The 26,229-nt window shown below is 32.3% G+C and carries 26 protein-coding genes and 1 rRNA gene; 7 read left to right on the top strand and 20 right to left on the bottom strand.

The features are described from left to right. Positions 1 to 189 precede the first annotated feature (189 nt). Together ACIDC4_RS23390 and ACIDC4_RS23385 are read left to right on the top strand one after the other, a co-directional pair. Positions 190 to 1,113: a LamG domain-containing protein gene (locus tag ACIDC4_RS23390; protein WP_412045401.1), complete on the top strand. Its 924-nt coding sequence runs from the start codon at positions 190 to 192 to the stop codon at positions 1,111 to 1,113. 412 nt (positions 1,114 to 1,525) lie between these two features. Next, on the top strand, positions 1,526 to 2,434 hold the full coding sequence (locus ACIDC4_RS23385; protein ID WP_412045400.1) for a LamG domain-containing protein: 909 nt from the start codon (positions 1,526 to 1,528) through the stop codon (positions 2,432 to 2,434). A 108-nt stretch (positions 2,435 to 2,542) separates the two neighbouring features. On the opposite strand, the gene ACIDC4_RS23380 is transcribed toward ACIDC4_RS23385, so the two are convergent. From ACIDC4_RS23380 to gcvT, 11 genes are all read right to left on the bottom strand, one after another. Continuing rightward, a complete protein-coding gene (locus tag ACIDC4_RS23380; protein WP_412045399.1) occupies positions 2,543 to 2,731 on the bottom strand; it encodes a hypothetical protein in 189 nt (62 codons plus the stop codon). 448 nt (positions 2,732 to 3,179) lie between these two features. Beyond that, on the bottom strand, positions 3,180 to 3,842 hold the full coding sequence (locus tag ACIDC4_RS23375) for a hypothetical protein (protein ID WP_412045398.1): 663 nt from the start codon (positions 3,840 to 3,842) through the stop codon (positions 3,180 to 3,182). 568 nt (positions 3,843 to 4,410) lie between these two features. Then, positions 4,411 to 5,769: a T9SS type A sorting domain-containing protein gene (locus ACIDC4_RS23370; RefSeq protein ID WP_412045397.1), complete on the bottom strand. Its 1,359-nt coding sequence runs from the start codon at positions 5,767 to 5,769 to the stop codon at positions 4,411 to 4,413. A gap of 589 nt (positions 5,770 to 6,358) precedes the next feature. Beyond that, a 5S ribosomal RNA gene (gene rrf / locus ACIDC4_RS23365) occupies positions 6,359 to 6,468 on the bottom strand. Positions 6,469 to 6,757: 289 nt separating this feature from the next. Further along, positions 6,758 to 7,240: a hypothetical protein gene (locus tag ACIDC4_RS23360; RefSeq protein WP_412045396.1), complete on the bottom strand. Its 483-nt coding sequence runs from the start codon at positions 7,238 to 7,240 to the stop codon at positions 6,758 to 6,760. Between the two features lie 86 nt (positions 7,241 to 7,326). Beyond that, positions 7,327 to 7,881, bottom strand: a complete 555-nt coding sequence (locus tag ACIDC4_RS23355) for an HD domain-containing protein (RefSeq protein ID WP_412045395.1) — start codon at positions 7,879 to 7,881, stop codon at positions 7,327 to 7,329. Positions 7,882 to 7,916: 35 nt separating this feature from the next. Continuing rightward, complete coding sequence (locus tag ACIDC4_RS23350; protein ID WP_412045394.1) at positions 7,917 to 8,312, bottom strand: hypothetical protein; 396 nt, start codon at positions 8,310 to 8,312, stop codon at positions 7,917 to 7,919. Positions 8,313 to 8,375: 63 nt separating this feature from the next. After that, on the bottom strand, positions 8,376 to 8,882 hold the full coding sequence (locus ACIDC4_RS23345; RefSeq protein ID WP_412045393.1) for a hypothetical protein: 507 nt from the start codon (positions 8,880 to 8,882) through the stop codon (positions 8,376 to 8,378). A gap of 356 nt (positions 8,883 to 9,238) precedes the next feature. Then, positions 9,239 to 9,952, bottom strand: coding sequence for a YebC/PmpR family DNA-binding transcriptional regulator (locus tag ACIDC4_RS23340; protein ID WP_029269334.1), 714 nt, complete (start codon positions 9,950 to 9,952; stop codon positions 9,239 to 9,241). 272 nt (positions 9,953 to 10,224) lie between these two features. Continuing rightward, positions 10,225 to 12,255 carry a S41 family peptidase gene (locus tag ACIDC4_RS23335; RefSeq protein ID WP_412045392.1) on the bottom strand — a complete coding sequence of 677 codons (2,031 nt, stop codon included), beginning with the start codon at positions 12,253 to 12,255 and terminating at the stop codon, positions 10,225 to 10,227. Positions 12,256 to 12,498: 243 nt separating this feature from the next. Beyond that, positions 12,499 to 13,581 (bottom strand): glycine cleavage system aminomethyltransferase GcvT, encoded by a 1,083-nt coding sequence (gcvT, locus tag ACIDC4_RS23330; protein ID WP_230037083.1) that lies wholly within the window; start codon positions 13,579 to 13,581, stop codon positions 12,499 to 12,501. A gap of 654 nt (positions 13,582 to 14,235) precedes the next feature. On the opposite strand from gcvT, the gene ACIDC4_RS23325 reads away from it, so the two are divergent. The 3 genes from ACIDC4_RS23325 to ACIDC4_RS23315 all read left to right on the top strand — a co-directional run bounded on the left by ACIDC4_RS23325 (position 14,236) and on the right by ACIDC4_RS23315 (position 16,536). Then, positions 14,236 to 15,084: an NAD(P)H-hydrate dehydratase gene (locus tag ACIDC4_RS23325; protein WP_412045391.1), complete on the top strand. Its 849-nt coding sequence runs from the start codon at positions 14,236 to 14,238 to the stop codon at positions 15,082 to 15,084. A gap of 296 nt (positions 15,085 to 15,380) precedes the next feature. After that, a complete protein-coding gene (locus ACIDC4_RS23320) occupies positions 15,381 to 16,163 on the top strand; it encodes a HipA family kinase (protein ID WP_412045390.1) in 783 nt (260 codons plus the stop codon). After that, positions 16,153 to 16,536 (top strand): DUF3037 domain-containing protein, encoded by a 384-nt coding sequence (locus tag ACIDC4_RS23315; protein WP_412045389.1) that lies wholly within the window; start codon positions 16,153 to 16,155, stop codon positions 16,534 to 16,536. Before ACIDC4_RS23320 ends, ACIDC4_RS23315 begins: the two co-directional genes overlap by 11 nt. A gap of 315 nt (positions 16,537 to 16,851) precedes the next feature. On the opposite strand, the gene ACIDC4_RS23310 is transcribed toward ACIDC4_RS23315, so the two are convergent. Then, positions 16,852 to 17,964: a pectate lyase family protein gene (locus ACIDC4_RS23310; RefSeq protein WP_412045388.1), complete on the bottom strand. Its 1,113-nt coding sequence runs from the start codon at positions 17,962 to 17,964 to the stop codon at positions 16,852 to 16,854. Between the two features lie 231 nt (positions 17,965 to 18,195). On the opposite strand from ACIDC4_RS23310, the gene ACIDC4_RS23305 reads away from it, so the two are divergent. Continuing rightward, entirely contained in the window at positions 18,196 to 18,765 is a 570-nt protein-coding gene (locus ACIDC4_RS23305; protein ID WP_412045387.1) for a Crp/Fnr family transcriptional regulator, read from the top strand. Between the two features lie 179 nt (positions 18,766 to 18,944). On the opposite strand, the gene ACIDC4_RS23300 is transcribed toward ACIDC4_RS23305, so the two are convergent. From ACIDC4_RS23300 to ACIDC4_RS23270, 7 genes are all read right to left on the bottom strand, one after another. Beyond that, on the bottom strand, positions 18,945 to 19,493 hold the full coding sequence (locus ACIDC4_RS23300; RefSeq protein ID WP_412045386.1) for a HutD family protein: 549 nt from the start codon (positions 19,491 to 19,493) through the stop codon (positions 18,945 to 18,947). A 176-nt stretch (positions 19,494 to 19,669) separates the two neighbouring features. Beyond that, positions 19,670 to 20,176: a GNAT family N-acetyltransferase gene (locus tag ACIDC4_RS23295; protein WP_412045385.1), complete on the bottom strand. Its 507-nt coding sequence runs from the start codon at positions 20,174 to 20,176 to the stop codon at positions 19,670 to 19,672. A 47-nt stretch (positions 20,177 to 20,223) separates the two neighbouring features. Beyond that, positions 20,224 to 21,756 (bottom strand): S10 family peptidase, encoded by a 1,533-nt coding sequence (locus tag ACIDC4_RS23290; protein WP_412045384.1) that lies wholly within the window; start codon positions 21,754 to 21,756, stop codon positions 20,224 to 20,226. A gap of 675 nt (positions 21,757 to 22,431) precedes the next feature. Beyond that, positions 22,432 to 23,010, bottom strand: coding sequence for a hypothetical protein (locus ACIDC4_RS23285; protein WP_412045383.1), 579 nt, complete (start codon positions 23,008 to 23,010; stop codon positions 22,432 to 22,434). A gap of 4 nt (positions 23,011 to 23,014) precedes the next feature. Beyond that, a complete protein-coding gene (locus ACIDC4_RS23280; RefSeq protein ID WP_412045382.1) occupies positions 23,015 to 23,248 on the bottom strand; it encodes a hypothetical protein in 234 nt (77 codons plus the stop codon). Positions 23,249 to 23,254: 6 nt separating this feature from the next. Next, positions 23,255 to 23,755, bottom strand: coding sequence for a hypothetical protein (locus ACIDC4_RS23275; RefSeq protein ID WP_412045381.1), 501 nt, complete (start codon positions 23,753 to 23,755; stop codon positions 23,255 to 23,257). A 156-nt stretch (positions 23,756 to 23,911) separates the two neighbouring features. Continuing rightward, on the bottom strand, positions 23,912 to 24,913 hold the full coding sequence (locus ACIDC4_RS23270) for a hypothetical protein (RefSeq protein ID WP_412045380.1): 1,002 nt from the start codon (positions 24,911 to 24,913) through the stop codon (positions 23,912 to 23,914). A 308-nt stretch (positions 24,914 to 25,221) separates the two neighbouring features. Between ACIDC4_RS23270 and ACIDC4_RS23265 the strand changes: the two genes are divergently transcribed. Next, on the top strand, positions 25,222 to 25,620 hold the full coding sequence (locus tag ACIDC4_RS23265; RefSeq protein ID WP_412045379.1) for a helix-turn-helix domain-containing protein: 399 nt from the start codon (positions 25,222 to 25,224) through the stop codon (positions 25,618 to 25,620). Between the two features lie 78 nt (positions 25,621 to 25,698). On the opposite strand, the gene ACIDC4_RS23260 is transcribed toward ACIDC4_RS23265, so the two are convergent. Then, positions 25,699 to 26,229 (bottom strand): hypothetical protein (locus ACIDC4_RS23260; protein WP_488381168.1); only part of this gene is annotated, 531 nt, incomplete at its 5' end.

Raw genomic sequence — 26,229 nt, 5'->3', positions numbered from 1 at the left:
TTAATTTATTGTTTTAATAAAATGACTATTACTATAAATAAATACAATTGAGGCTTTTAAATCATCGATTTTGGTTATTTAAACGATTATTTAGGTTCGTTGTCGAATAAATTTCAGGTCAAATGCATAATAATATAGTTTAGCGGTGTTAAAAAGACACAATGTTTTTTAATCCCTAAATCTACTATTATGAAAAAATTACTACTCACTTTAATGTTTGTAAGTTATTTGAATGTTAATGCTCAAAATCCAATTCAGGAGTTTAATTTCAATGGAACTTTAAATAATACCGCTAATACCACTTCTTTTATTGGGGCCAACAATTTTGTTGCAGACAGAGCAGGATTGGTAAAAGGAGCGCAACGACTAACTAATAAAGCTATGGAGGCTGTTGTAGACAATCTTCCTCAGGGTAATAGTCCGAGATCAGTTAGTGTATGGGTAAAATTAAATGATATTGCTTCGGCAAATTATATATGGGGTTACGGTACGGCTTATAATGCGCAATACTGTGGCTTATTACAGCAAGGAACGACTTCTTCTAACTCAGATTTAAGTTTAGCGGGTTGGGGAGCTTCTAATGATGTAATTGTTTCTGTGCCGCTTGCCAAAGAAACATGGTACAATTATACAATAACATACGACGGAAAAGTTTCTAAAATATACCGTAACGGAGAGTTGCTCAAATCTGCAGAAGGAATTACACGTTCTACTAAAGGTAATATTTTTAGACTAGGCGAAATAAACACTACAGTGGGCATTAATGCTGATATAGACGATTTGAAGATTTACGATGTTGCTTTGACTTTAGAACAGGTTAATGCATTATACAACAGTTCTAAACCGGTTAGAATCGCTGCTATTGAACCGGCACCTACTGTAAAAACAGTAAAAAAAGACGGGGTAAAAGCAAAAACAACTCCAAAGTCTGCTTCATCGGCAATTATTGCGCCAGTGGATCTTAATGATGTACCTAAGAATGTTGAGGTATTCTCACAAGGAGAAAAGATTTATGGAAGTAGTAATAGTACAATGAGTATAAATGATCTTCCTGAGGGAACCTATTTGTTGAAAATAACGAATGCACCTTCGAAAAAGATAACTTCAAATTAAGAGCAAGATTTATTTATAGTAAATAGTTAGTTAATTTTTTTAGTCTCAGTTAATTTTTTTGGATAGTAAAAGGCCTTGTAAAGTTTTACTTTAGGAGGCTTTTTAATTATTTATTTAGTAGTAAATGATTTTTTGTAAAGATGTTTTTACAAATAAGAGCGTGTATGTCATTTAGTTTTGAATTTTATTAATTAAAATAAGAATATCGCACTTATACTCAGTAAGAGTTTGGTAGCTTTGAATAAAATTTATAGTTTTAACAAAATTTCTAAAACTATAATTGAATTTTAAATGTATTTAAAATATTAATAATAATGATTTGTGATACTGAGATTTGTTGAGTTTTTGCATTATAATATAGTTTGGTGTTTGTGAAAGAACACTTTTTTAAATCCCCTAAAATCTGTTACCTATGAAAAAATTATTACTGACATTACTGTTTGTAAGTTTTTTAAATACCAATGCCCAGAATCCGGTTCAGGAATTCAATTTCAACGGAAATTTGAACAATACCGACAATACAATCTCATTTTTAGGTACTCCCAATTTTGTAAATGACAGAATGGGCGTTGCAAAAGGAGCACAGCGCCTGACTAATAAAGTCTTGCAGGGTGTAGTGGGAGATCTTCCGCAGGATAATAAACCCAGATCAATATCTATTTGGGTAAAATTCAATGCTATTGCTTCGTCAAATTATATTTTTGGATATGGAAGCGCAGTAAATACCCAGTATTTTGGTTTATTACAACAGGCAGCATCATCAGGAAATTCAGATTTAAGTCTTGTAGGATGGGGAGATACAAATAATATTATAGTTTCAGTTCCTCTTGCAAAAGACGTTTGGTATCAATACACTGTAACCTATGATGGTGCCAAATCAAAAATATACCGTAACGGCGAATTATTAAAATCTGTTGAAGGTGTTTCGCGCTTAACAAAAGGATACATTCTAAGATTGGGTGCATTAAATGGCACAGTTGGGATTAATGCTGACGTAGACGACCTTAAAATATACAGTGTTGCAATGACAGATGAGCAGGTTATGGAATCTTATAATAGCTCAAAACCAACTACTACAGCTGTAGCTGAAAATGCTCAGTCTTCTAATGCAATAAAAAAAGCTAGTCCTGCAAAAGCTGTAGTTGCTGCAAAATCGTTTCCGTCTGTTTCGTCAAGTACAACTGAAGCAAATACTGGTTCTAAAACTGTTGAGGTTTTCTCGCAAGGAAAAAAAATAGCCGGAAGTAATGCTTCTAATATTGGAGATTTACCGGAGGGAACTTATTTGATTAAAGTGACAAATAATTCTGCTAAAAAGTAAATACAATATAAACCAATTCTTAAATCGGATTTCTAATTGTATTTTGTGTAAATCGTGATTTAAGTTTACAAATAGAAACGCCTTCTGATTTATAGAAGGCGTTTTTTATTATTTCTTTTTCTGTTGTCCGGGAGCATATGCTTTTGCACTTTTGCTTCCTGACATTTTTTTAGCTTGTCCTGGTGGGATTTTATTACCACTATTGTGAACATGAGTGCTGCAGCTAATAACACTAATAGCCACAAATAAAACTACCATAATTATCACGGCTACTTTAGTGTATCTAGATGTTTTCATAGAGATCTTTGATTTTTTGTTTTGGAACAAATATATGGGATAATATGAATTTTAAACGATCCAGAGTCTATTTAGAGTATATATAAACAATGAAAAAACAAAATAAAGAGTTTTTAGTAATTCCATTTTAAATGTTAATTACCCGATCGCTCGGATATGGCAGATTTAGACAACGATAGCACGGAAATTCTTTCCGTGCCCGCAAAGTATATCAATTTAGGAGAACTAACTTAAATTAATTTCTAAATCTGCATGATTCTCATTGAAGTAGAAAAACAATCTCTCAATTTAATAGATTTCTTTAATTATGACTTTTCTTGTGTCTTATAGCAACTGGCACGGAAAGAATTTCCGCGCTATCGTTGCGTTAATATATCTGAGCGATCGGGTTAATTTTAAGAAGACTTTATTTACTTATCATGTTATCGAATTACAAAAATTAATTAATTTAAAGTAGATTTTTATATTCACCACTATCTAAATAATTCATGACTTTAAGTAAGTTTTCATAAAACGGAATTAAATCATTACTTCCGTCTTGTATCGCATCAAATATTCTTAATTTATACATAGCAGTAAATTCATCGTATTTTTTATTATTGTTGCATAACTTCATTATTATTATGGCTTTAAAGTGAGCGTCTTTAAAGAAATAATCACTCCAATCCATCCAGTCGTATTTTTCTAATATCTTGTCGTTTACATCCTGTATCGTAGAAAATCGATTGAAATATGACAAATGATAATCGTTTATGAAAATTTGAGCTTGTTCTGTACCTTTCAAAATATTATCTATTAGAAGTTTTTTATCTTTATAAAATACAGAATAAAAAATATTTTCTTTAATATCAAGTACTTCAGTATTTAATATAGTTTTTTTGATGTTTAAATAGAATTCATTTGAATTTTCAAATTGTTTTGGATTAGTTTGATTATACAGGCAATAATCTAGTATCTTTTCAACATTCTTAAAAGTAATCCATGATGCGAAACTATCCTGATTCATAATGATAGGGTCGTAATTTCTATAATCATATCCAAAGGCATAACTTAAAGCATCAATTTTGTCGCTGGTTTCTTTGTAAAATATTCCAGTATTGTAATCTTTCATATAGTCTAAATGGGAAAAATTTAGTTTTTGAAAACCAATGTTTTCCGAAATTAGAACATCTATTTGTTTAAATATTTCCATCTTGTCTAATACGTTAATCCTTTGAAGTCTCCGTTTCCATTGCTATATATTTTTACAATAAAGCCTGTTTTTGTTACGTAACTTCCAGAACTAAATTTAATCATTTTTTTTCCTTTTACGTATGATTCAGCAGCAATTGATTTAATTATAAACCCGATCGCTCGGATATGGCAGATTTAGACAACGATAGCGCGGAAATTCTTTCAGTGCCCGCAAAGTGTATCAATTTAGAAGAACTAACTTAAATTAATTTCTAAATCTGCATGATTGTCATTGAAGTAGAAAAACAATCTCTCAATTTAATATATTTCTTTAATTATGACTTTTCTTGTGTCTTAGCAACGGGCACGGAAAGAATTTCCGCGCTATCGTTGCGTTAATATATCTGAGCGATCGGGTTGATAAAAACGCCTATTAGTACAAATTATTAAGAAAAAAACCAAACTCTTTTGGAATTTTGAGGTTTTAAATTTGAAATAATAACTTTTTATTTTTTAATAACTTTTAAGGTTCTAACCAAATTATCAGCATAAACTTTTACAAAATACGTTCCGGAAGACAAATTTGATACATCTATTGTTCCTTCATTAGCATTTAGAGATTTTACAATTACTTCTTGACCCAATAAATTATAGATTGAGACAGTAGTAATTGCTGCATCAAAAGAAAAATTTAAAATATCTTTTATTGGGTTGGGATAAATCTTCATCTCATTGGTAACCTCAAAATCATCCACTGCCAAAACACTCGTAGGACATACAATAGCTTTTGGCACATTGCTAGCATTCGATGTACCATCACCTAATAAATAACCATTTCCCCAAGCCCAAAGAGAACCATCCGTTTTTATTGCAAAAGAATGATTAACCCCCCCAGCAACATATTGCCAATTTGTAGCACTCTCTATATGTGTTGGCACATTTTTATTAATATTTGTACCATCGCCCAATTGGGTGGAATTATTTCGCCCCCAAGTCCAAAGTGAACCGTCCGTCTTTATTGCAATAGTATGCATATCTCCTACATCAACACTTTTCCAATTAGTAATACTCACAATTTGTGTTGGCACATTTCTATCAGTATTTGTGCCATCACCCAATTGACCGGTATCGTTATCCCCCCAAGCCCAAAGCGTCCCATCCGTTTTTAGGGCAATAGTATGCCCTAACCCTGTTGAAACATTCTTCCAATTAGTATCAGTTCCTATTTGTATTGGTACTAGACTACTAGTATTAGTACCATTTCCAAATCGTCCAGGATTAGCTCCCCAAGCCCAAAGTGTACCATCTGTTTTTAGGGCAATAGTATGAAAGGCTCCTGCGGCTACGCTTCCCCAATTTACACTAGTCCCAATTTGGGTTGGCACATTTTTATTAATATATGTGCCTTCTCCCAATTGACCGGAATCATTATATCCCCATGCCCAAAGTGTGCCATCCATTTTTATTGCAACAGTATGATTCCATCCTCCATCAACACTTTTCCAATTATTAGCAGTCCCAATCTGAGTTGGCACATTTCTATTCGTATTTGTACCATCACCCAATTGACCGAATCTGTTATTTCCCCATGCCCAAAGTGTACCATTTGCTTTTATGGCAATAGTATGAAAGTCTCCTGTGTCAAAGCTCCCCCAATTTCCACTGGTCCCTATTTGTGTTGGCACAATTCTTGTAGAATTTGTACCATCGCCACATTGACCATCAGCATTATTACCCCAACCCCAAAGAGTACCATCCGCTTTTATTGCAATAGTAAAATTATTACTTGCACTTATTTTCTGAAAACACTGTCCAAACATCTGCAGGCTCAAAACCATTAATAAAAGTGTAATTAATTTTTTCATATTTTTGTTTTTTTATCTGAATTTATTACTAATTCTATTTAAAAGTATTATTTAGTTCCTACAAGACATTTTATAAAAATCAAAACCTTTCAAAGAGCCTCATTTTTTTTAAAACAAGTACTTTTGTTTTTTTTTTTACACCCTTATAAAGTAGCCTATTTTTTGAAAATTATTTCCCAAATTAAATATAAACGTGAATTTTTAAGGTTTTATGGCATATCCGTTACCTTGTTTATCCAGGTATAACGCGGTTCCAATATGTCCAAAACGGCTCGACTTTACGTCATAAACAGACTGTTATTTTTTTCAAACATACAAAACATAACATACAATCCATCAAAAAACTTATTTTTTTAACCAATTATTCTTACTTTAAAAAAGCCAATGTTTTCAGGATTGATCTTTTACTCTTGATCAAAAAAAAGGTTGAATTTTCAACAACTTATTTTTTCAAATTTGAACAAAAACAAAGAAAGACGGCTCCCGATAATTATCGGGACTCCCAGATAACTGTTATATTTTACAAAACAAAAAAACCGTTTCGTTAGAAACAGGGTTTTAAAAGAATCTGAAACGAGTTCAGATTAAAGAAAGGCGACGACATACTCTCCCACATAACTGCAGTACCATCTGCGCAGGCGGGCTTAACTACTCTGTTCGGGATGGGAAGAGGTGAGCCCCGCCGCAATAACCCCGATCGCTCGGATATGGCAGATTTAGACAACTATAGAGTGGAAATTCTTTCCGTGCCCGCAAAGTATATCAATTTAGAAGAACGAAGTTAAATTAATTTCTAAATCTGCATGATTGTCATTGAAGTAGAAAAACAATCTCTCAATTTAATAGATTCTTTAATTGTGACTTTTCTTGTGTCTTATAGCAACGGGCACGGAAAGAATTTCCGCGCTATCATTGCGTTAATATATCTGAGCGATCGGGTATTCAATGTACAATATTTCCTTATGGTTATAAAATCTATGTATTTTCATTACATTATATATTTTTCTAGAATACTCTTGTTTCTTTTCTTTCTTCTTATATTAATCAATACAAATAAGCTTGGTATTATTGATAAAATTAATATTGGAGTCATCCAATAGTCGCGCATTTCATAAGAAAAAGGACTATTTACTATGTTGTCTTTTCGTCTGTAAATTATTTTATTTTTTACAGAACTGATTCTCCAAATTGGAATTTCACTTGTATTTTGATTTTCAACTGTGCTTTTAGAAATCGTAATTCCACTTTTTAATTTATCAGATTTGCAATACCCATAAAATATCCAGGAAGTCTTATTACTGCTGCTGCTCATTGGCGGTATTTTTTCGTTTACCACCAATATATCTTTATGATAATATTTTTGAGGATTAAATGAAGCAAAAAATATCTTAGTCTTTGTAAAGTCATTTAGTGCTTCAATTCCTGTAACTGCTAACCCTAAAAATAATAGTATTAGGCAAAATGTTTTCATAATTTGAGTGCGAATTTGTCTTAGTTCCGTAGCCAGGTATTATTAAATAATACAAATATTTTAATTCCTTATAGAGAAATCTCTTTTTAAAAGTGCTTTACATAATCATTGATTCTTTGTTTTAATCGATTGGCGAGATAAGTATTTCCTTCTTTTAAAGTATCGTAAATTAATAAAGACTCTTTATGGTATTCCTTTTTCTTTTCGGCCGTCCAGTAATAGGGTGGAGCGTATAGATTACAAATTCTATCGGCCATTTTTACGGACCACACTTCCTTAGGTTGTTGTTGTATTCTAAACAAGCTGTCTGTCATTTGGTCCTTTTTATTTTCTAAATTAGTGTTTTTGGTTAAAGCGCTAACTCCGTTTGCGATTTGTTCTCCAAATAACTCTTTAATCTTTTCAAATGTAGCTTCGGTATCTTCGATTGTATCATGCAATAACGCACAGGAAATGATAAAATCAGCATCTATATTTTCTTCAAAATTAAATGAATTTATAATTTCGAAAGTAACACTGCCAATATGGTTAATATATTCAATTTGTAGATTCTCTTCATCCCCGCCGTACTTCTGTCCTTGGTGAAGTTTCGAAATCAAGTACCAGGTTTTTTGCAGATTATCTATTGACCATTTTTTCATAAGTTATTTTTTTATCCAATTTTAATATTTGTAAGTTACTCAATTTCTAATACACCATAAATATGACAACCCCAATATTCCCGATATTCATCAATATCAAAAATTATCATATAACATTTATTGCATTCTTTAGGTTGAAAGAATTGATACCGATATAAAAAACTTCTTTCAGTATTATTCAGGTTTTCAAGTTTGCTAATTTGATGTTTTGCTAAAGTGTCTGTGGTTATTTGTTCGTTTTTAATTAAATCATTCAGCAAAAATGAAGTCTCAAATGATAAAATTACTTCATGTTTAATTCTACCATTTACACAATAAAAGCTAAAACTTAATTTTGAATAAAGATTTTGAATAGGAAAACTATTATCTCCTAGTTGTATTTTTTTTATAATTGAAATTTTATTCATATCATTTGATGCAGTAACTCTCACAATATCCCGGTTTTTAGATCATTTTTTGCAAGCCTTATTTTGTATAATTTTTGTTCGAAATACTTAATATGCAGAGTTTCTTTTATTTTTTAATAGAATTACCATAAAAAATAGTGATGGTACCAATGAACAAATGAAATATATTTTTAAAAGTGCATCTGTTTTTCTGTATTTTAAGAATTTATAATCTTTTAAAAAAATGTTATCATTTAATATATTTCTATAAACTTCTAAGCCTTGTTGATTTCTGTTCTTGTACTTTAAATCAAAAATTAATTTATTATAGCTATTGTCCTGATATAAAAAGTTGATTTCTTTTGAAATGTCTCGATTTAGTAATTTGCCTCTTATTGTTGTACTGTAACTTGTTGAGCCATCTTTTACCTTTGAAGTCGTGATTATTGTATCTAAAACTAAAACGTCATTTATTAAATATTTGCTTTGATGATTTATAGCTGTAATATTTTGAAAAGGTTCTTTTAAACTGAATAAATTACTAAAAATTATAAGTAAAGATATTAGTATATTAATAATAAGTAAGATGCAGAAAAATTGCTTTATTTTATTCATAGTTTAATTTTAATAACTTCAAAAAAAAGCCTCCTGAATTTGATTCTTAGAAGGCTTTTTTAAGTTTATAATTTATATGTTTTTAGCTGATAACGCTAAGAACTACAAATAAAATTACGAAAACGATAACTGCGTATCTTGTATATTTTGATGTTTGCATAGAAGTATATTTTAAATTAATTATTTGCTGAGATTAACAAATATAACAGTTTATTTTAATTAGCCTATATTCTTTTAAATTAATATCTGAGTCTATGATTTACTTTATTAAGATGATAAAAAAAGAGTAGAAATGATGCCACAAAAAAAGCCCTGAAAAATTTCAGGACTTTTTGATATTTATAAAAAAGAGAATATTACGCTTCTTGCATAGTATGATAAACGTTCATAACGTCATCATCTTCTTCAATTTTTTCGATTAGTTTTTCAACGTCAGCGATTTGAGCTTCAGTAAGTTCTTTCGTGATTTGCGGAATACGCTCAAAACCAGAAGATAAAATCTCAAGACCTCTGTTTTCTAATTCTTTTTGTAAAGCACCAAAGCTTCCAAAAGGAGCGTAGATTAAGATTCCGTCTTCGTCTTCAAAAACCTCTTCGGCACCAAAATCAATAAGTTCCAACTCTAATTCCTCAGGATCAAGATCACCTTTTGCAATTCTGAAATTACAAGTGTGGTCAAACATAAACTCAACAGAACCCTGAGTTCCCATTGTACCGTTGCATTTATTAAAATAGCTGCGAATGTTGGCTACAGTTCTATTATTGTTGTCAGAGGCAGTTTCAATCAAAATTGCAATTCCGTGAGGAGCATATCCTTCAAACAAAATCTCTTTATAGTTGGCAGTATCTTTATTACTTGCATTTTTTATCGCGCGCTCTACATTGTCCTTAGGCATGTTAGCGGCTTTTGCATTTTGTATTACAGCTCTTAATCTAGAATTGGCGTCAGGGTTAGGACCGCCTTCTTTAACAGCCATAACGATGTCTTTACCAATTCTGGTAAATGTTTTGGCCATTGCTGACCAACGTTTCATTTTTCTTCCTTTTCTAAATTCGAACGCTCTTCCCATTTCTAATTTTTAGTTTTGAGATGCAAAAATACGGTTATTCCTTTTTTTAGCAAAATCAATTGTATTCTTTTTTAAATTATGTTTTGCGAATAATTGAACCGCTAAGATCGCTAAGATGTACGCTAAGTTCGCAAAGGTTTTAAAGATTAATCTTAGATAACGTCAACAAGTTTTATCCATAATATCATTTTCAAAGTAGAAGACTTTGAAAATGTGATAAGATCTAAAATCTAAAATCTAAAATCTAAAATCTAAAATCTAAAATCTAAAATCTACTTCGCCCCATTAAACTCATTAATAACATTCACCGCTTCATTCAGGTACGGATTTGTTTTTAGATTATTAATCTGGTACTGATTTATGGTTTTATCATTAGGATAAGCGCCTAACAAAAACTGATTCACAGTGGAGTTATAAACGTCTAACGGATTATTTTCATCATTAAACGTATTGATTTCTTTCCAAAGAGAATTTACGGTCTTTTTCTGTTTAAAAACCGCATCCAAAGTCATCGGAATCTCTGCTTTTGGCGTATTAACAAGCTGATCAATTTTAAGATTTATCTTTTTTATATTATTAAAGAAATAATTATCTGCCAATCGGTTCGTACTGTTTTTTGCCAGTTTATCGATCAGAGCCCTTTTTACGTAAGGTCTGAATTTTAAAGAGGTTTGAATACTATCATTTTTTATAGCCGTTGGGAAATCGCTTTCCTTTTGATAAACACCTTCGTAAAATTCAGGCAAAACTACATCAGGTTTTACTCCTATATATTGGTGGCTTTTCCCTGTAACCCTGTAGAATTTATTAATCGTAATTTTTAGAAAGTCAGTGTTTTTAGTTTCGTCAAGCGAAAGAATAGTTTGCATAGTAGCTTTTCCAAGCGTATTGCTGCCTAACAATAGCGCACGATTATAATCTTGCATTATAGAAGAGAAAAATTCGCTTGCCGAAGCCGTATTACTATTTACCAAAATCACAATTGGACCTTTATAAATCAAACCTTTATAAGGATCATTTATGACCGATGTACCTTGTTTGTTATCTACCACAATCGAAAGCGGACCGTAATCAATAAACATTCCGGCCAGTTTTATGGCTTCTTCCATAGATCCGCCACCATTATCAATTAAATCAATTACAAGGCCTTTTATATTATCCCTTTCCAGTTTTATCACTTCGCGAGCCACATCATCAGCACAACCTTTTCGACTGTTACCATCCAAATCAGCATAAAAACTCGGGATTTTGATGTAGCCAATTTTACTGTCTTTGCCAATAATAAAACTAAAAACCGAATTATCTTCATCTTTCATTACCTGCTTTTCGATATACACATCAAAGCTTTTACCCGAATTTCGCTTTAGCGTAAGCGTAATACTTTTATTTGATTCTGATAAAATCATTGTCGAAATAGATTCTAACGAAGCACATGAAACCTGCAGCGATTCTTTTTGATTGGATATCGAAACAATCTGATCGCCTTTTTTTATTTGCCCCGTCTGATAAGCCGGGCCATTAGGGTCAAGTTCAGCTATAATAATTTCATTTTTTTCGTTTAGGCTCACAGTCATCCCCAGAGACAAATGTTCTTTTGATAACGAAGCAACAAAACTCGTTTTAGAATCATCACTAAAATAAGCCGTATGCGGATCAAAATAAGTACAAAAGTAATTGTAGAGCTTTTCTTCCTGTTTCGTATTGGTTTCTAAAAGTGTATTTATTCTACAAATTTCATTTGCAACAATCAGGTTTTTAGACTTTAATTCAATCGACTTAAAATTAGTTTTAAGAGAATCTAAATTATCACTGGATTCAGCAATTTCGTCCAGAATCTGATAACGGATTTTTTTAGACCATACTTTTTCGAGATCTTCTTTTTTAAGGTAAAAAGCAAAGGATTTTTTATAAAACCTGATGGTGTCTTTTTTAGTATAATCCATCGGTTCTTTTTGAATTTTTTCGAGAACAGTTTTCGTTCTCAAAAGTCCCTTTTTATATACAGATGTAATATCGCCTAAAAAATCACAATGATCGCTCAGGATAAGGTCATCCAGATTGGTACGATATTTATCGGCTAATTCGTCATATTCAGACTTATAAAAGATGTTTCTCGAAGGATCTAACTCATTAATTAAATTATCAAAAACAAAAACCGACAAGCTATCATCTACCAGTTTTGGTCTAATATGTTCTTCCTGAATAAGTGCATTTATTTTGTTTAGTATTTCACATGTATTGTCACTATTTTGACTAAATAGAACATTGGTAACCAGTATCAATACTAATAATATTTTTTTCATAAATCGAAAATCTTCGTTTAGACTAAAATTACACTTTATTTTTTGATAAAAAGTTACAATTTTTCTAAAATTTCTTACATCGTAACGATTTGTTCTTAGTAGGCGATTTTCAAAACACTAAAAAAAACAGCCACAAATTCGCGAATTATTTGATAGGGTTTAAATAAAAAATTATTGAATTCGTGGCAAAAAAAAAATGCGCTACTTTTAAGTAACGCATTGCTGAAATTTTTATATTAAAAACTATTTCTTATAAAACGGCAATTTTACCACTTTAGCCGGAACATCATTTTTTCGAATTCTAATAAAAACATCGCTGTCAACAGCACTGTTGTTTACCGTAACATATCCTAAACCAATACCTTTATTCATAGAAGGCGACATTGTTCCCGAAGTTACAATACCAATTACTTCGCCAGCTGCATCAACAATTTCGTAATCATGTCTTGGCACTGCACGTTCCTGCATTTCAAAAGCTACTAATTTTCTTGTAACACCAGCTTCTTTTTGTTTTTTCAAACCTTCAGAATTGGTAAAATCTTTAGTAAATTTAGTAATCCATCCCAATCCTGCTTCAAGCGGAGAAGTAGAGTCATTAATGTCATTTCCGTACAAACAGAAACCCATTTCAAGACGCAAAGTATCACGAGCCGCTAAGCCAATTGGTTTAATACCAAAAGCTGCACCAGCCTCAAAAACTTTATTCCAGATCGCTTCAGCATCTTCATTTTTGCAGTAAATTTCAAATCCACCAGAACCAGTATAACCAGTTGCAGAGATAATTACATCATTAAAACCAGCAAAATCAGCCACTTCAAAATGATAATAAGCAATCGCCGATAAATCTATAGACGATAAAGGTTGCATAGCTTCAACCGCTTTTGGCCCCTGAATCGCCAATAAAGAATAATCATCAGATAGGTTTTTCATATCAACACCCAAATCATTGTGCGATGAAATCCAGTTCCAGTCCTTGTCAATATTCGAAGCATTTACAACCAGTAAATACTCTTCCTCTTTCATTTTATACACAATCAAATCATCTACGATTCCGCCTTCATTGTTTGGCAAACAAGAATATTGCGCTCTACCAATTGTCAAAGTCGAAGCATCGTTCGAAGTTACTTTCTGAATCAAAGCCAAAGCATTTGGCCCCGTCAACAAAAATTCACCCATATGCGAAACGTCAAAAACGCCCACACCAGTACGAACCGTTTCGTGTTCAGCGTTAATTCCCTCATAAGTAATAGGCATATTATAACCCGCAAAAGGAAGCATTTTCGCTCCCAAACTCTCATGTATGTGCGTAAGCGCAGTATTTTTCATTGTGTTGTTTTATAAAATTGTGTCGCAAATTTATTCAAAAAATATATAAAAATGATAGTCTAAATTATAAATTTCGCAATAATTAGGAGCAATTCCAGCTTTTCGTTACATCCCGATAGCTATCGGGACATAAAAAAAGCAAAGTTTCTAATGTTCTAAAAAGAGCTTCCGTTGGTCGCTTTTTTAGAACAAGAAACTTTTGCTTTTTTTACTCCGGGCTTTTCACTGCAATCTGGGCTAGGAATTCCGATAAAAAGAAATACTTTCTTCTTCAATTTTTTGTGTAACTTTAATTAACTAATTTAATCCATTGGTGTAAGCGTAAAAAAAATAATTAAACACATAGAAACATAGCTTTTATGATTTTGAAAAAGTAAATTAAAAAGAAACTCGTTTCTCACACATAGTCCCGATAGCTATCGGGATGTGTTAATGCAAGTAAAACGCCTTATCTGAATTCAATCATGCTAATGTTTCTATGTGTTTAAAAAATATACTCAATGTGTTATTTATTAAATTAAGAAAGAGCGTACAGCAGCCAAATTAAAAATCCGTTTTTATCCGCGTTTTTACGAAGTAAATCCGTTTTATCCGCGTTAGAATTAACCTAAATTCATAGATAATTAAAATATTACAATAGATAAATAAGCCCAAATGAAAGATCCGCTTTTAATCACCAAAGAAGAAATTCTAAAATTCTACAAGCCCGTAAATCCTCATACACACAAAGGACTTCAGGGCCACGCAGTGATTATTGCCGGAAGTTACGGCAAAATAGGAGCGGCAGTTTTGGCATCAAAATCCTGCCTAAAATCCGGTTGCGGACTCGTAACTACTTTTACACCAAAATGTGGCTATCAAATTCTCCAAATCTCTATTCCCGAAGTGATGGTTGTCACCGATGAAAACGCTAATTTTATCACTAATATTCATTTTCCTATTCAGCCACAAGCCATTGCAATTGGACCGGGAATAGGGAAGGAGCTGGGAACACAAAAAGCCTTATTTGAATTTTTAAGAATCAACAAAACACCTTTGGTACTCGATGCCGATGCGTTAAACATCCTCGCCGAAAATCAATCCTGGTTAGCATTAGTTCCCGAAAACACAATTCTTACACCACATCCAAAAGAACTCGAACGTTTAATAGGCAAATGGAATTCAGAATCCGAAAAATTTCAAAAAACAATCGCTTTCTCCGAAAAATATAAGCTAATCATTGTCATGAAAGGCGCACCAACCTACATCATCAATAAAACTGAAATCTACGAAAACACCACCGGAAATGCAGCCTTAGCCACCGCAGGAAGCGGCGACACCCTAACCGGAATCATAACAAGTTTTGTAGCGCAAGGTTACGAACCCAGATATGCTGTAAAACTGGGCGTTTATCTTCATGGCCTAACAGCCGATATTGCTTTGCCACAAACAGGATATCAATCTTTTATAGCATCAGATATTATTGAAAATCTTGGTAAAGCATTTTTGAGCTTGGAAACTTAAAAAATTAACCGCAAACGATGCTAAGATTTACGCAAGGTTCGCAAAGATTTTTTGTTGTAGCTTGTTGCATTCAGCTTGTCAGGCTGAGCGAAGTCGAAGCCCACGTTCCAATTGGCAAGTCCTTCGACTTCGCTCAGGATGACATAAAATGAGAATAAATCTGCAAAATCTGCGTGAACAAGAAAAAAATCTAAAATCTACCTTCTACAATCTAAAATCAAAAAAACGTAAGTTTGTAATATCAAAGATTAGAAACTTAGCAACTCAGTTTCTTAGCATCTTTGAATCTTAAAAAAATGAAAAACAATTTCGATCTTAGAACGGTAAACGTTACCCGATATATAACGCCTTTGCGCGAAGGCGGTTCTTTACCCGCTTTGGCAGAAGCCGATGACGATTTTAAATACGTCCTAAAATTCAGCGGAGCCGGTCACGGCGTAAAAGCCCTAATAGCCGAACTAGTAGGCGGACAAATCGCAAAAGCCCTTAAATTACAATTACCCGAATTGGTTTTCGCTAATCTCGACGAAGCCTTTGGCAGAAACGAAGGCGACGAAGAAATTCAGGATTTACTGCAAGGAAGCCAGGGATTAAATTTGGCACTTCATTTTTTATCTGGTGCTATTACATTCGATCCTGTTGTAACAACTGTAGATGCTAAATTAGCTTCGCAAATTGTTTGGTTAGATGCCTATATTACCAATGTCGATCGTACGTTTAGAAACACCAATATGTTGATTTGGCATAAAGAATTATGGCTTATTGATCACGGTGCATGTTTGTATTTTCACCATTCCTGGAATAATTGGGAACAACACGCCAAAAGTCCGTTTGCATTGATAAAAGACCATGTTTTATTGCCACAAGCCTCACTTTTAAAAGAAGTCGACGCCGAATATAAAGCACTTTTAACACCCGAAATTCTGGTAGATATTGTAAATACAATTCCAGAAGAGTGGCTGCAATGGGAAGACACAGACGAAACTCCCGAAGCTTTGCGAAATGTATATTTACAGTTTTTGCAAACCAGATTAAATAATTCCGAAATCTTTGTAAATCAGGCTCAAAATGCAAGATAGTCACTTATATGAGTATGCCGTAATTCGTGTTGTGCCAAGAGTAGAACGCGAAGAATTCCTGAATATCGGAATCATTTTGTTTTGTAAAAGAGCCAAATTTATAAAAGTATTGCACCACATAAACGATGCTAAAATTGAAGCCTTATCAAACGATTTTGATATCGAACAATTGCATTGTAACATAATAGCATTAGAAAAAATAGTAAACGGAACCAAAGACAGCGGCCCAATAGGAGCGATGGATATTCCGGAACGTTTTCGTTGGTTAACCGCTATTCGTAGTTCAGCGATTCAAACTTCCAGACCGCATTCAGGATTATCTCAGGATTTAGAAAAAACGATTCAAAGATTGTTTGAAGAGTTAGTTCTTTAGAGGAAGGTTCTAAGATGCTGAGGGGCTAAGGTTCTAAGGTTTTCTGTAGAGACGCACAGCAGTGCGTCTAACTGTCGTTAAAAAAAATCTCGCAAAGACACAAAGTCGCAAAGAATATAAAACTTTGCGACTTTGTGACTTGGCGAGATAAAAAAGATAAAGCTTAGCGAACCTTGCGTAAAACCCTTGCGTTCTTTGCGGTTAAACTTTACAGTTAAATTTAACGCAAAATAAAAAAAACATCCTCTGCAAGAATGTAAACTTACAGAGGATGAAAAACTAAACTAACTCATATTTTTTTCTGCTCGTCATCAATTAGAACGATCCGCAGATGTTTCCGCCTAAAGTAGCTCCTGCATTTGCAGAAACATCAGCTTTCACAGCCGTTTTATCCAGTTTTACGATCGAATAAGGAGGAGTGAAAGCGGTTTTGCTTCCTGCTTGATTTCCAGATGTATTGGTAAAAACGTTATCAACTGCTGTAACAGCTGTATAACCTGTCATCAAATCAATAGGAGTTTTTACACCTTCAAAAACGTTGGCTTCAACACGAATATCTGCTTCAAAACCGGCAGCGATACATTTATTGCTTACGGTACTGTTGAAGAAACTGTTTACGATATGTACTTTTCCAAAACGAACTCTTGGCATTCTTTCTTTACAACCCGGAGCCCACCAGCAACGAGCGAAAGTAATTCTTAATTTTCCACGATCTCCTGTAGCACCATCGCTTGAACCAATTAAGTTAGAATATCTGTGATCATCAGATCCTCCTGAACCTCCGGCTTTTGGTGGTTTCAGGTAATGAAATTTAGAATAAGTAACCGAAATATAATCTGATTTGTTTTTAATGTCAAAGTTTCCGTCAACACCATCTCTAAATTCGCAGTGATCTACCCATACGTTTGTACATTCGTCAAGAATAGCATTATCCCAACCGTCAGTATCGTAAGCGCCAGGTCCTTCAAAAATAAGATTTCTGATAATGATGTTCTTACATCTTTTGATGTTGATAATACCAGATGCATCTTTAGTTTGATTAGTCGAAACTAATTTTGCACCATTAGCACCATAAATAGTTTTACCCGTTTGATCCTGAAATGACAATCTTGTTGTAACAGTAATAGTACCGCTAACTTTGATCACTTTTACAGAACTGTTTTCAATTGCAGATTTCAATTGAGCATACGTAGTAACATTTGTTTCAGCAGCAGTTCCTCCACCAGTTGTACCTCCGTTTTGAGAAGCCCATCCCGGAACCTGCGCACAGTTTCCAATTTTTGAAGTAAAACTACCAGAATTAGGGGTAGTTGTTTCAATACTAGCGTTTTCGTCAGTGGCAGACGATGCAATTTCTTCGGTGTTACAGGCTGTAAAACCTAAAATCAGTGTAAGTAAGAACACTGACATTGTTGATTTAATTTTCATAATAATAAATTTGGGGGTTTATATAATTTAACAGTGCAAAACTGACTATAAATATTTGCTAAAAAGTTGAACAAGTTCAATATTTTGAAAATAAATCGGTTAAAAGTGTTTTTTTAACAGTTGTTAATTTACAAAAATGCATAAAAAGGGTACTTTTACGTAATCGATTACATTATTTTTCATTCATTCACCTACTTACGCCCCTGAGTAAGAATAAAAGTAAAAAACCACATGTATAAAAACCTACGATTAAGTATTGAACGCAAAATTCCGTTAACAGATCAAGAATGGAATTTTATTGTTGAAAAAGCCGAGTTCATAAAACTCAAGAAGAATGAATTTTTACAGATTCAGAACTCAAACAGTTCCTATGAAGGCTTTATTTTAAAAGGAGCTTTCAAAACCTACATTTTGAATGATAATGGCACCGAAAGTGTCATTTTCTTTTCGTTCGAAAACGAATGGATGTGTGACCTCGAAAGTTTCTACCATCAAAAGCCTACAACCTACAACATTAAGGCGATAGAAGACAGCGAGATCTTGGTCATTAGCAAAACAAACAAAGCAATTTTATTTGAGCAAGTACCCAAGCTAATCCAGTTTCACATCATTATGGTCGAAAAAGCCAATATTGCGATACAGCAAAGACTGATTGATGTCTTAAACAAAACCTCGAAACAGAGGTATCTGGAGTTTATTGAGAAACATCCGCAAAAAGCAGATAAAATCAATAACAGAAATTTGTCTTCTTATCTTGGTGTCTCGCACGAGTTTTTATCGAAGATTAAAAAGAGGTGCTAAGGTTCTGAGATGCTGAGTTTCTAAGACTTTTAAAAAAAAAATCTCGCAAAGTCACAGAGTCGCAAAGAATATAAAAACTTTGCGACTCTGCGTCTTTGCGAGATTAAAAAAAACTTAGCGAACATTGCGTAATCCTTAGCGATCTTTGCGGTTAAACCTGAAACCTGAAGCATTCCAAATTAAAAATCCAATATTCCGATAAGGCATTCATTAGAAGAATGAATCATTATATTTTCCTTTTCTGGATTTTCAACGATTAATAAATCATGAGGATCTAAATAGTATGACTTCTCATTAATTGTAATAACTGTTGTATCTAAAGAAAATAAAAGTATTATTTGAGCATTACAATTCTGATTACCATTTGCTATTTTCAGTTTATGATGGCTTATTTTTTCAGAAACCATCCAATTAAAATCAGCACCTTTTGTATAAGAAGTCACTTCATCATCCGAATTAAATTCCATGATTTTATATTTCTCATATATTTTTTTCTCTTTGTTTACCTCAATATCCAGGGAGTTATCAAGCATAACCAAATAGCGATGATAGCCCTTAAATTTGGTAAATTCTGACGGTACTTTCTCTATTGAAGCACTGCTTATTCTGAATGCAAAATCTCTATCGGCATAACTTGTCGTTTCCGGATAGATCGTATATTCATAGGTCAATCCGCCACTCCAAATAGAGGCTTTGCTGTCTTTTTTAGGCAAAAAGCTTATTTTCATTTATTGAATATTTTATATGACTTCAAGTTTCCAGATGGATTTTAACCTTGCTTTTAAATGAACTTATATCACTTATATGGTGAAAAAACTTTGCGCCTTTGCGAGATTATAAAAGTCAAGCAATAAAAAGCTTAGCGAACTTAGCGTAAACCCTTGCGATCTTAGCGGTTAAATTCTCAAAGGCTTTTCTCTAAATAGATAAACTCCAAAGGCTTATCAGAAATGTTAATATGAATATCGCTTGAAGGGAAAGGTTCTCTTTTGCCCGTATCCTCATAACCATGACGTTTGTACCAGGCAATAAGTTCTGCACGAACCGAAACAACCGTCATACTAAGAGTAGACAATCCTAAAGATTTAGCATGATTTTCGGCTTCAGCCAACATCTTTTTCCCGATTCCGCTATTTTGTAATTCAGGAGAAACCGTCAACATTCCCACATACAATTGATGTTCTTTCTCAACCAACAAAACCGACCCAATAATTTGATCGTTCTCAGTAAATTTCAAAAATGTATTTTTAGGATCTAAAAAAAATGTTGTTAATTCTTCTTCGTTGGTTCTTTTTCCTTCTAATAAATGTGCTTCTGTAGTCCAGCCTTTTTTAGAAGTTTCTCCTCTGTATGCTGAGTTGATTAATATGTTTAATGACGGAATATCTTGTAATGTTGCTTTTGTAATCATGAATTATAGTGGTTGTAATTTAGCTTCTTTAAAATTAGAAATTAGCTTTAATATTTTGCAGGTTCGCCGGCTTTAGGCAACGATTGTTTTATGAATGTTCTGATGTCTTCATTTGCCGCTTCTAAGTCAGCTTTTCTCAAATACATCATATGACCGCTTCTGTAACCTTTCCATGACATTCGATCGGTTAGTTTTCCGCTTGTATCCATTTGCCATAAATTGTATTTAGAATTAAAATAGTCACAAGCACCATCATAATATCCCGATTGTACCATTACATGTAAATATGGATTTTGAGCCATGGCTTGTCTCAGGTTTTCCCCTGTTTTATCATTAGATCTGTCCCAAGGATATACAGAACCAAACATATTGTATTTAAAGTCTGTTTTGTAATTAAGATTATTACGAACATACATATTGATGGCAGGTGTAAAAGAATGCAGCCAGGACGTAAGTTCAGCATTAAAATCCGGACTTTCGCCAGAATCCTTACGGTCAATTCCTTTGTATCTTGAATCAAGTCTTCCTATTGTATAACCTTTATCTCTTAAGAGTTCTTTCCAAAAATAATCGTACGGAACGTCTAAATTATTTTGCAGGATCACTTTCTCAGAAATACCAGAATAATGAGCCATTTTAGTAGCAATTTCTTTTCTTTTTTGTTCTTCCAATGATCCTCCTTTGCTTAATGCAGGAAGAAGCTCGTTAATGGTAAAATCTTCGACCTCTGGTAACATAGCAGTTAAATCTTTGTTTTGAAGGTCAGGGCTAAGCATTTTGTGATACCATGCAGTAGCTGCAAAATAGGGTAGTTTAAGGGCAGCATTAGAAACTACGCCACGGGTTATCCCTAAATCTGTAGGAGATACCAAAATCACTCCGTTTAGATACATCCATTGATTGTTTTGTAATTGAAGCGCTAATCCCGAAACACGGGTTGTACCATAACTTTCTCCGATCAGGTATTTAGGTGACGCCCAACGATTAGAACGGGTTACAAAACCATTGATCCAATCGGCTAAGTATTTAATGTCGGCATTTACACCGAAGAACTTTGTAGTAGGGATTTCTTTGCTTGTAGGTCTTGAATAAGCTGTGTTAACAGGATTTACAAAAACGATATCAGCAACATCTAAAATAGAATAAGGATTTTCCTTTATTCCGTAAGGCTGTACAGGATATCCTTCATCATCAATATTTAATAAACTTGGTCCCGTGTAAGCAATCTCCATCCAAACCGAAGCAGAACCCGGACCACCATTAAATGAAATAACTAAAGGACGTGAATCCTTATCCTTTACATCAGAACGCTCATAATACGTATAGAATAATCCCGCAATTGCTTTTCCGTCTTCGTCCCATACAGGCATCGTCCCGGTTGTTGCTTTATAAGGAACTTTTTGTCCTTTTATTGTGGTGGTGTGATTTGTGATAACCTGAGAATCCGGATTGAAAGTAAGGTTAGCAGCAGAACTTTCTTCTTTTGCGACCGGCGGTTTATCGGCAGCTTTTGGTTTTGATTCCTGAGCATATGAAGTAAAAAATCCAAGTAAAAGGAATGAAATTAAAGTTTTTTTCATAGAAGTATTGGTATGTTATTATTTGGTATTTTGATGTTCTAAACAGTTGAACAGAATTAGAGTTTTTAAAGATATAAAAAAATAGTAAGTGATGATTTTAGTCTTCAACACGACCTGGATATTTTATGAAAGTGTTTAGTAAGGAAGTCTCTGATTTCTATTGAATAACCTTCTGTTTTGTTTAGAGAAAAAAAACAATATTGAAGATTTTGATTGTATTTATTAGAATATCTATTGTATAATCGCTAGTGCGGGCGCCTCGCTTGTGCTAATTGACTTTGACTGGAAAATTAATTATTACAAAACTCATTCAATTTTTTAATTAGATACTTTTGATTTTTTATTAAGTAAATAACAATAAGTAAAATGAGCTGCTAAAACTAAAGTCATTCCAATGTTCCAATAGATATGAAAGTAATCAAAGTAGTTGTAAAAGTCACAGTAATTTTGAATAGTTTCTTCCGGTAAACGAAAATAAAGAGGAAAGACAATTAAAAAAAGTGATAGAAATATTGACACAATTATTAAACGACCATATTTAATTTTAAAGTGATCCGCAATGCCATAACATAGCATTTGAATAATTAATATTATAAGGAAAAACTTCTCCATAGTTTAAATTTTATTGGCAAAGCAAGTGCATTCTCTATTAAATAAAGTAATTAAAAAGAAGGTTTAATTAATGTAGAAATACGCTGTATTTTCTAAAATTTTATTTTCTTTAGTTTGAAAAAGCACATTTTCGCTTATTTTTTCTTTATCAATGTAAATTTTTCCCTGTTTAAATTGACCAGATATGTTTATTTTTCCAAACTTCTTATTATCGAGGAATATGATACTGTCATTTATTTTGTAATTTCCATAATGATGAGTTCGTCCTCCCCAGCTTCCACTTTTAATGATATATTTTCCATCTTCTTTTAAGTCAATAATTAATCCATTTCCGCTGGCGTGAATGTATGTTTTAGAATTTTCTAAATTTTCATAATAAAGATAAAGCCCTAAAGTAAAAAGGATAATGAAAGAAGCTAAAAAAGTTGGAAGTAAATTATAAATGTTTTTATGCTTTTTGAAAATTTTAAAATTTTCAGGAATTACATTTGATAATAATATAATTTCTAAAACACCTAAAATAATGTAGAAAAAAGGAGCAAAGAGATTATCTGCCTGATATGATCTGTAAAGGATAAAAATAAATAATCCTCCCACAATAGTGAGTTGAATTATTCTTTTAGTCTGTTTTTTTTCTACCATTAGATTATTTGCTTCTTTGAGATTCAAACCAAATTAATTGATTTTTAATTCTTTCGATAATATCTAAATCATGGTCACTGTGAATATCTCTCAAATTATAATTGGGATTTCGAGGATCAGTAGTTTCCTGAAATTGATTAACACTTAAATTAAAAAGAGCTTGCCCAAATCTTAAACTTGGATTTTTTTCTAAATATTCTTCTAATAAATCAAGTATGATCCTATGTTCTTTTTTCATTTAAAATTAATTTTCTAAATTCTCAAAAAATTGTATTGGGTCAGCAATAAATTTCATTGCATTTGAACTTTTCAAACTCTCCATAATATATTGCATTTGAGGTTTAAAGATTTCTCCTTTTAAATCAATCAAAACAAATTGATTTTTTTTACAGAGATTTAAAATTGCGTGAAGAACAGTAGTAATATTGGATGCTTTTCGTAAGTCAATTCGAAACTGAAATTCTTCAATTTTGGTTGTATCATCACTTAAACAAATGCAGGCATCATTATCTTCATCGCTACTTCCGTTTCCTTTCCAATTCAAATAAGTTTCATTGCCCCAGTTTGCTTTTGGAATAATTTGATCAAGTTCAGAAATAATCGAAGGAATGTCACCTTCAAAATTTTTCCAAAAAGAATTTGTCTCCGGTAAAAATTCTGTTTTATTATTTTTAAAAATGCATTGATAATTATTATCGATGGATTTTTCAGGAACTACGATTAGAAGGTATTGCCAAATTGCCATTTTTATTTTTTAGAATTGATTTCTGTAAATAAGTGATAAACCTCTCTTTAATAAGGTTAATTTTAAAAATATAAAAATACTAAATAGTCAATAAGTCTTTAGTTTTTAATAATAAAAAAAGCTACAATTTAGAGTTGTAGCTTTTTGTTTCATCAGTTATTCGTATGAATATAAAGTTTTTGTGACAATAGGTTTTGCCTCAGGATAAAGAATATTGGTTTGTGTACGTTTTGATTCGGTTAAATAGCCATCTGCATCATAAACATATTCATAATCATATTTAATTTCATATTCTGTTTCGCCTCCGGATACAGCTTTCTCTTTCCAGTCTATTATATGCATCCAATTATAAATATAACATCTAAAAATAGGTTCACTAGAATAAATACCTGCTTTTGTGTAATCTACAGTAAGGTCATAAGTTATAGTACTGATTTTATCCTTGTACTCGTATTCTTGATTAGGAGCGCCTTCTATAAGTGTGGCAAAATTTTTCTGAGTCTGAACAATATCGACATGTACTTTATTACCAACATAACTGTATAAATAGGTAATAGATTGCGGATTAGTAACTTCAACAATAGAATAATCACCATTAGATTCCAAATGATTAATTTCTTGAATATAGGTACCATTTTCTACTTCTTTGATATCTCTGCCAATTTCGTCATAAAAAATATCAGTTACTGTTCCGTTCGGTGCTGTCACTTTCGAAATAAAACCGCCGCTATTAATTTCAGCTACAATATTAGCATAGTATGTACTGGTTACCTGATTGGTAGCATTGAAATTAAACTTGGTAATATTTTTGTAAAACTCGTTATTGTTAAATCTGTCTACAGAATGCAAACGTCCATTAGAATCGTATGTATAGCGATTGTCAGTAATATTGCTGCGAACTTCATTTCCTTGTAGATCTTTTGTAATTCTAAAACTGAATTCTTTTACAAGACGTTTGCCAGTAGTTTCAGCCGATTTTCCGGTACTTTTTCCTGCTTTGCTTTTTGGAATCAATTGTATCGCTGGTTTAAAAATTTCCTGATTGGGTAATCTAGGATCAGCTGCCTCTGGTTCTGCTGTTGTGTTTTCCTCACTTGCACAACTAATAAATAATAGTGTTGTAAAAGCAAGAAATGTTTTTAAAATAGTTTTCTTCATTTTTAGTTTTGGGTTTAGTTATTTGGATGTTTTAATAACCATATTGGTTGTGTAAAGGTCTATTTTATTTTTATCTTTTTTTTACGGCTTCACGTAAAATTTTAATGATTTTTTTTGGATAAGTTTTTAGTATTAAGTGTATTCTATAGTTTAAAACTAATATAAAATGGATTTGGCGTAATCTTTAATTTTTTTGGCTAAAGCCGAATTTGTCAATTGATATAAATTATGAAAAGAGTATCTTACAAAAACGACTTGTTTTTTACCTAAATTTATTTTCGTTTAAGAATTTTAAATATCTTTGAATTATGAGTACAGCAATAAAACCAAAACATATCGGCAGAAATATAAGCCGTATCAGAGAGCTTAAAGATATGAAACAGGAAGCACTGGCACAGGCTATAGGAACAAATCAGCAGGCCATTTCGGCTATTGAAAACAGCGAAACTGTAGATGAACAAAAACTAATTGAGATTGCAAAAGCTCTTGGAGTTTCTGTTGAAGCAATTAAAAACTTTTCGGAAGAAGCAGTTTTTAATATTATTGGAAATACTTTTCAAGATCACGGTAGTATTCCTATTATTACAACGGGTGATTACAATTGTACTTTTAATCCTTTAGATAAAGTAGTTGAACTTTACGAACGTTTGGTGCAAGCTGAAAAAGATAAAGTTGAATATTTAGAGAAATTATTGAACGGGAAATAATGTTTTTATTACATAAGAATAAAAAAAGAGATCATAATTATGATCTCTTTTTTGTTTGTGTTCATTAACGGAAGATACTCACTCTAGCGGGGGATTAAATAATTTGGTTAAAATTTTTTGTATTATACTAGAATCAACTTGGGTTGTTTTAAAAAACATATTATCTGATAGGTTTTCAGTACCTACAATTATTGGATTTGGCGCTTGATGATTTTCATTAAATACAATTGTGGCAGTCATTTCTTCAAAATTAGAAGGATATCCTTTATGAAATGTATTTAGTTCAATTTTATATAATTCGTTTTGTTTAATAATTTCTTTATTAGATTTTATCAGATTTAAAAAAGAATCTGTTTTTTTTAAAATTCGGTTATCATTTAAATATTCACCTTTGTATATGTAATGTTTTTCGTAATCTTCACTATAATCTATTTTTTCAGAATATACTTCATTGACGATTTGACCTTTTATTACAAAACTATTGATTTCATAATAATGTGTGTGTATGTCTAATTCTGTGGCTATCTTGTGAAACTCTGAATCCCAAATATGTAATCTAATAATTTCATCAGAATTTTTAGAAACATATAATTTACAATATATAAAACC

It is taken from the genome of Flavobacterium sp. C3NV, from assembly GCF_046825355.2.
Classification (GTDB): Bacteria; Bacteroidota; Bacteroidia; order Flavobacteriales; family Flavobacteriaceae; genus Flavobacterium.
This window is presented reverse-complemented; position numbering and strand designations above follow the sequence as displayed.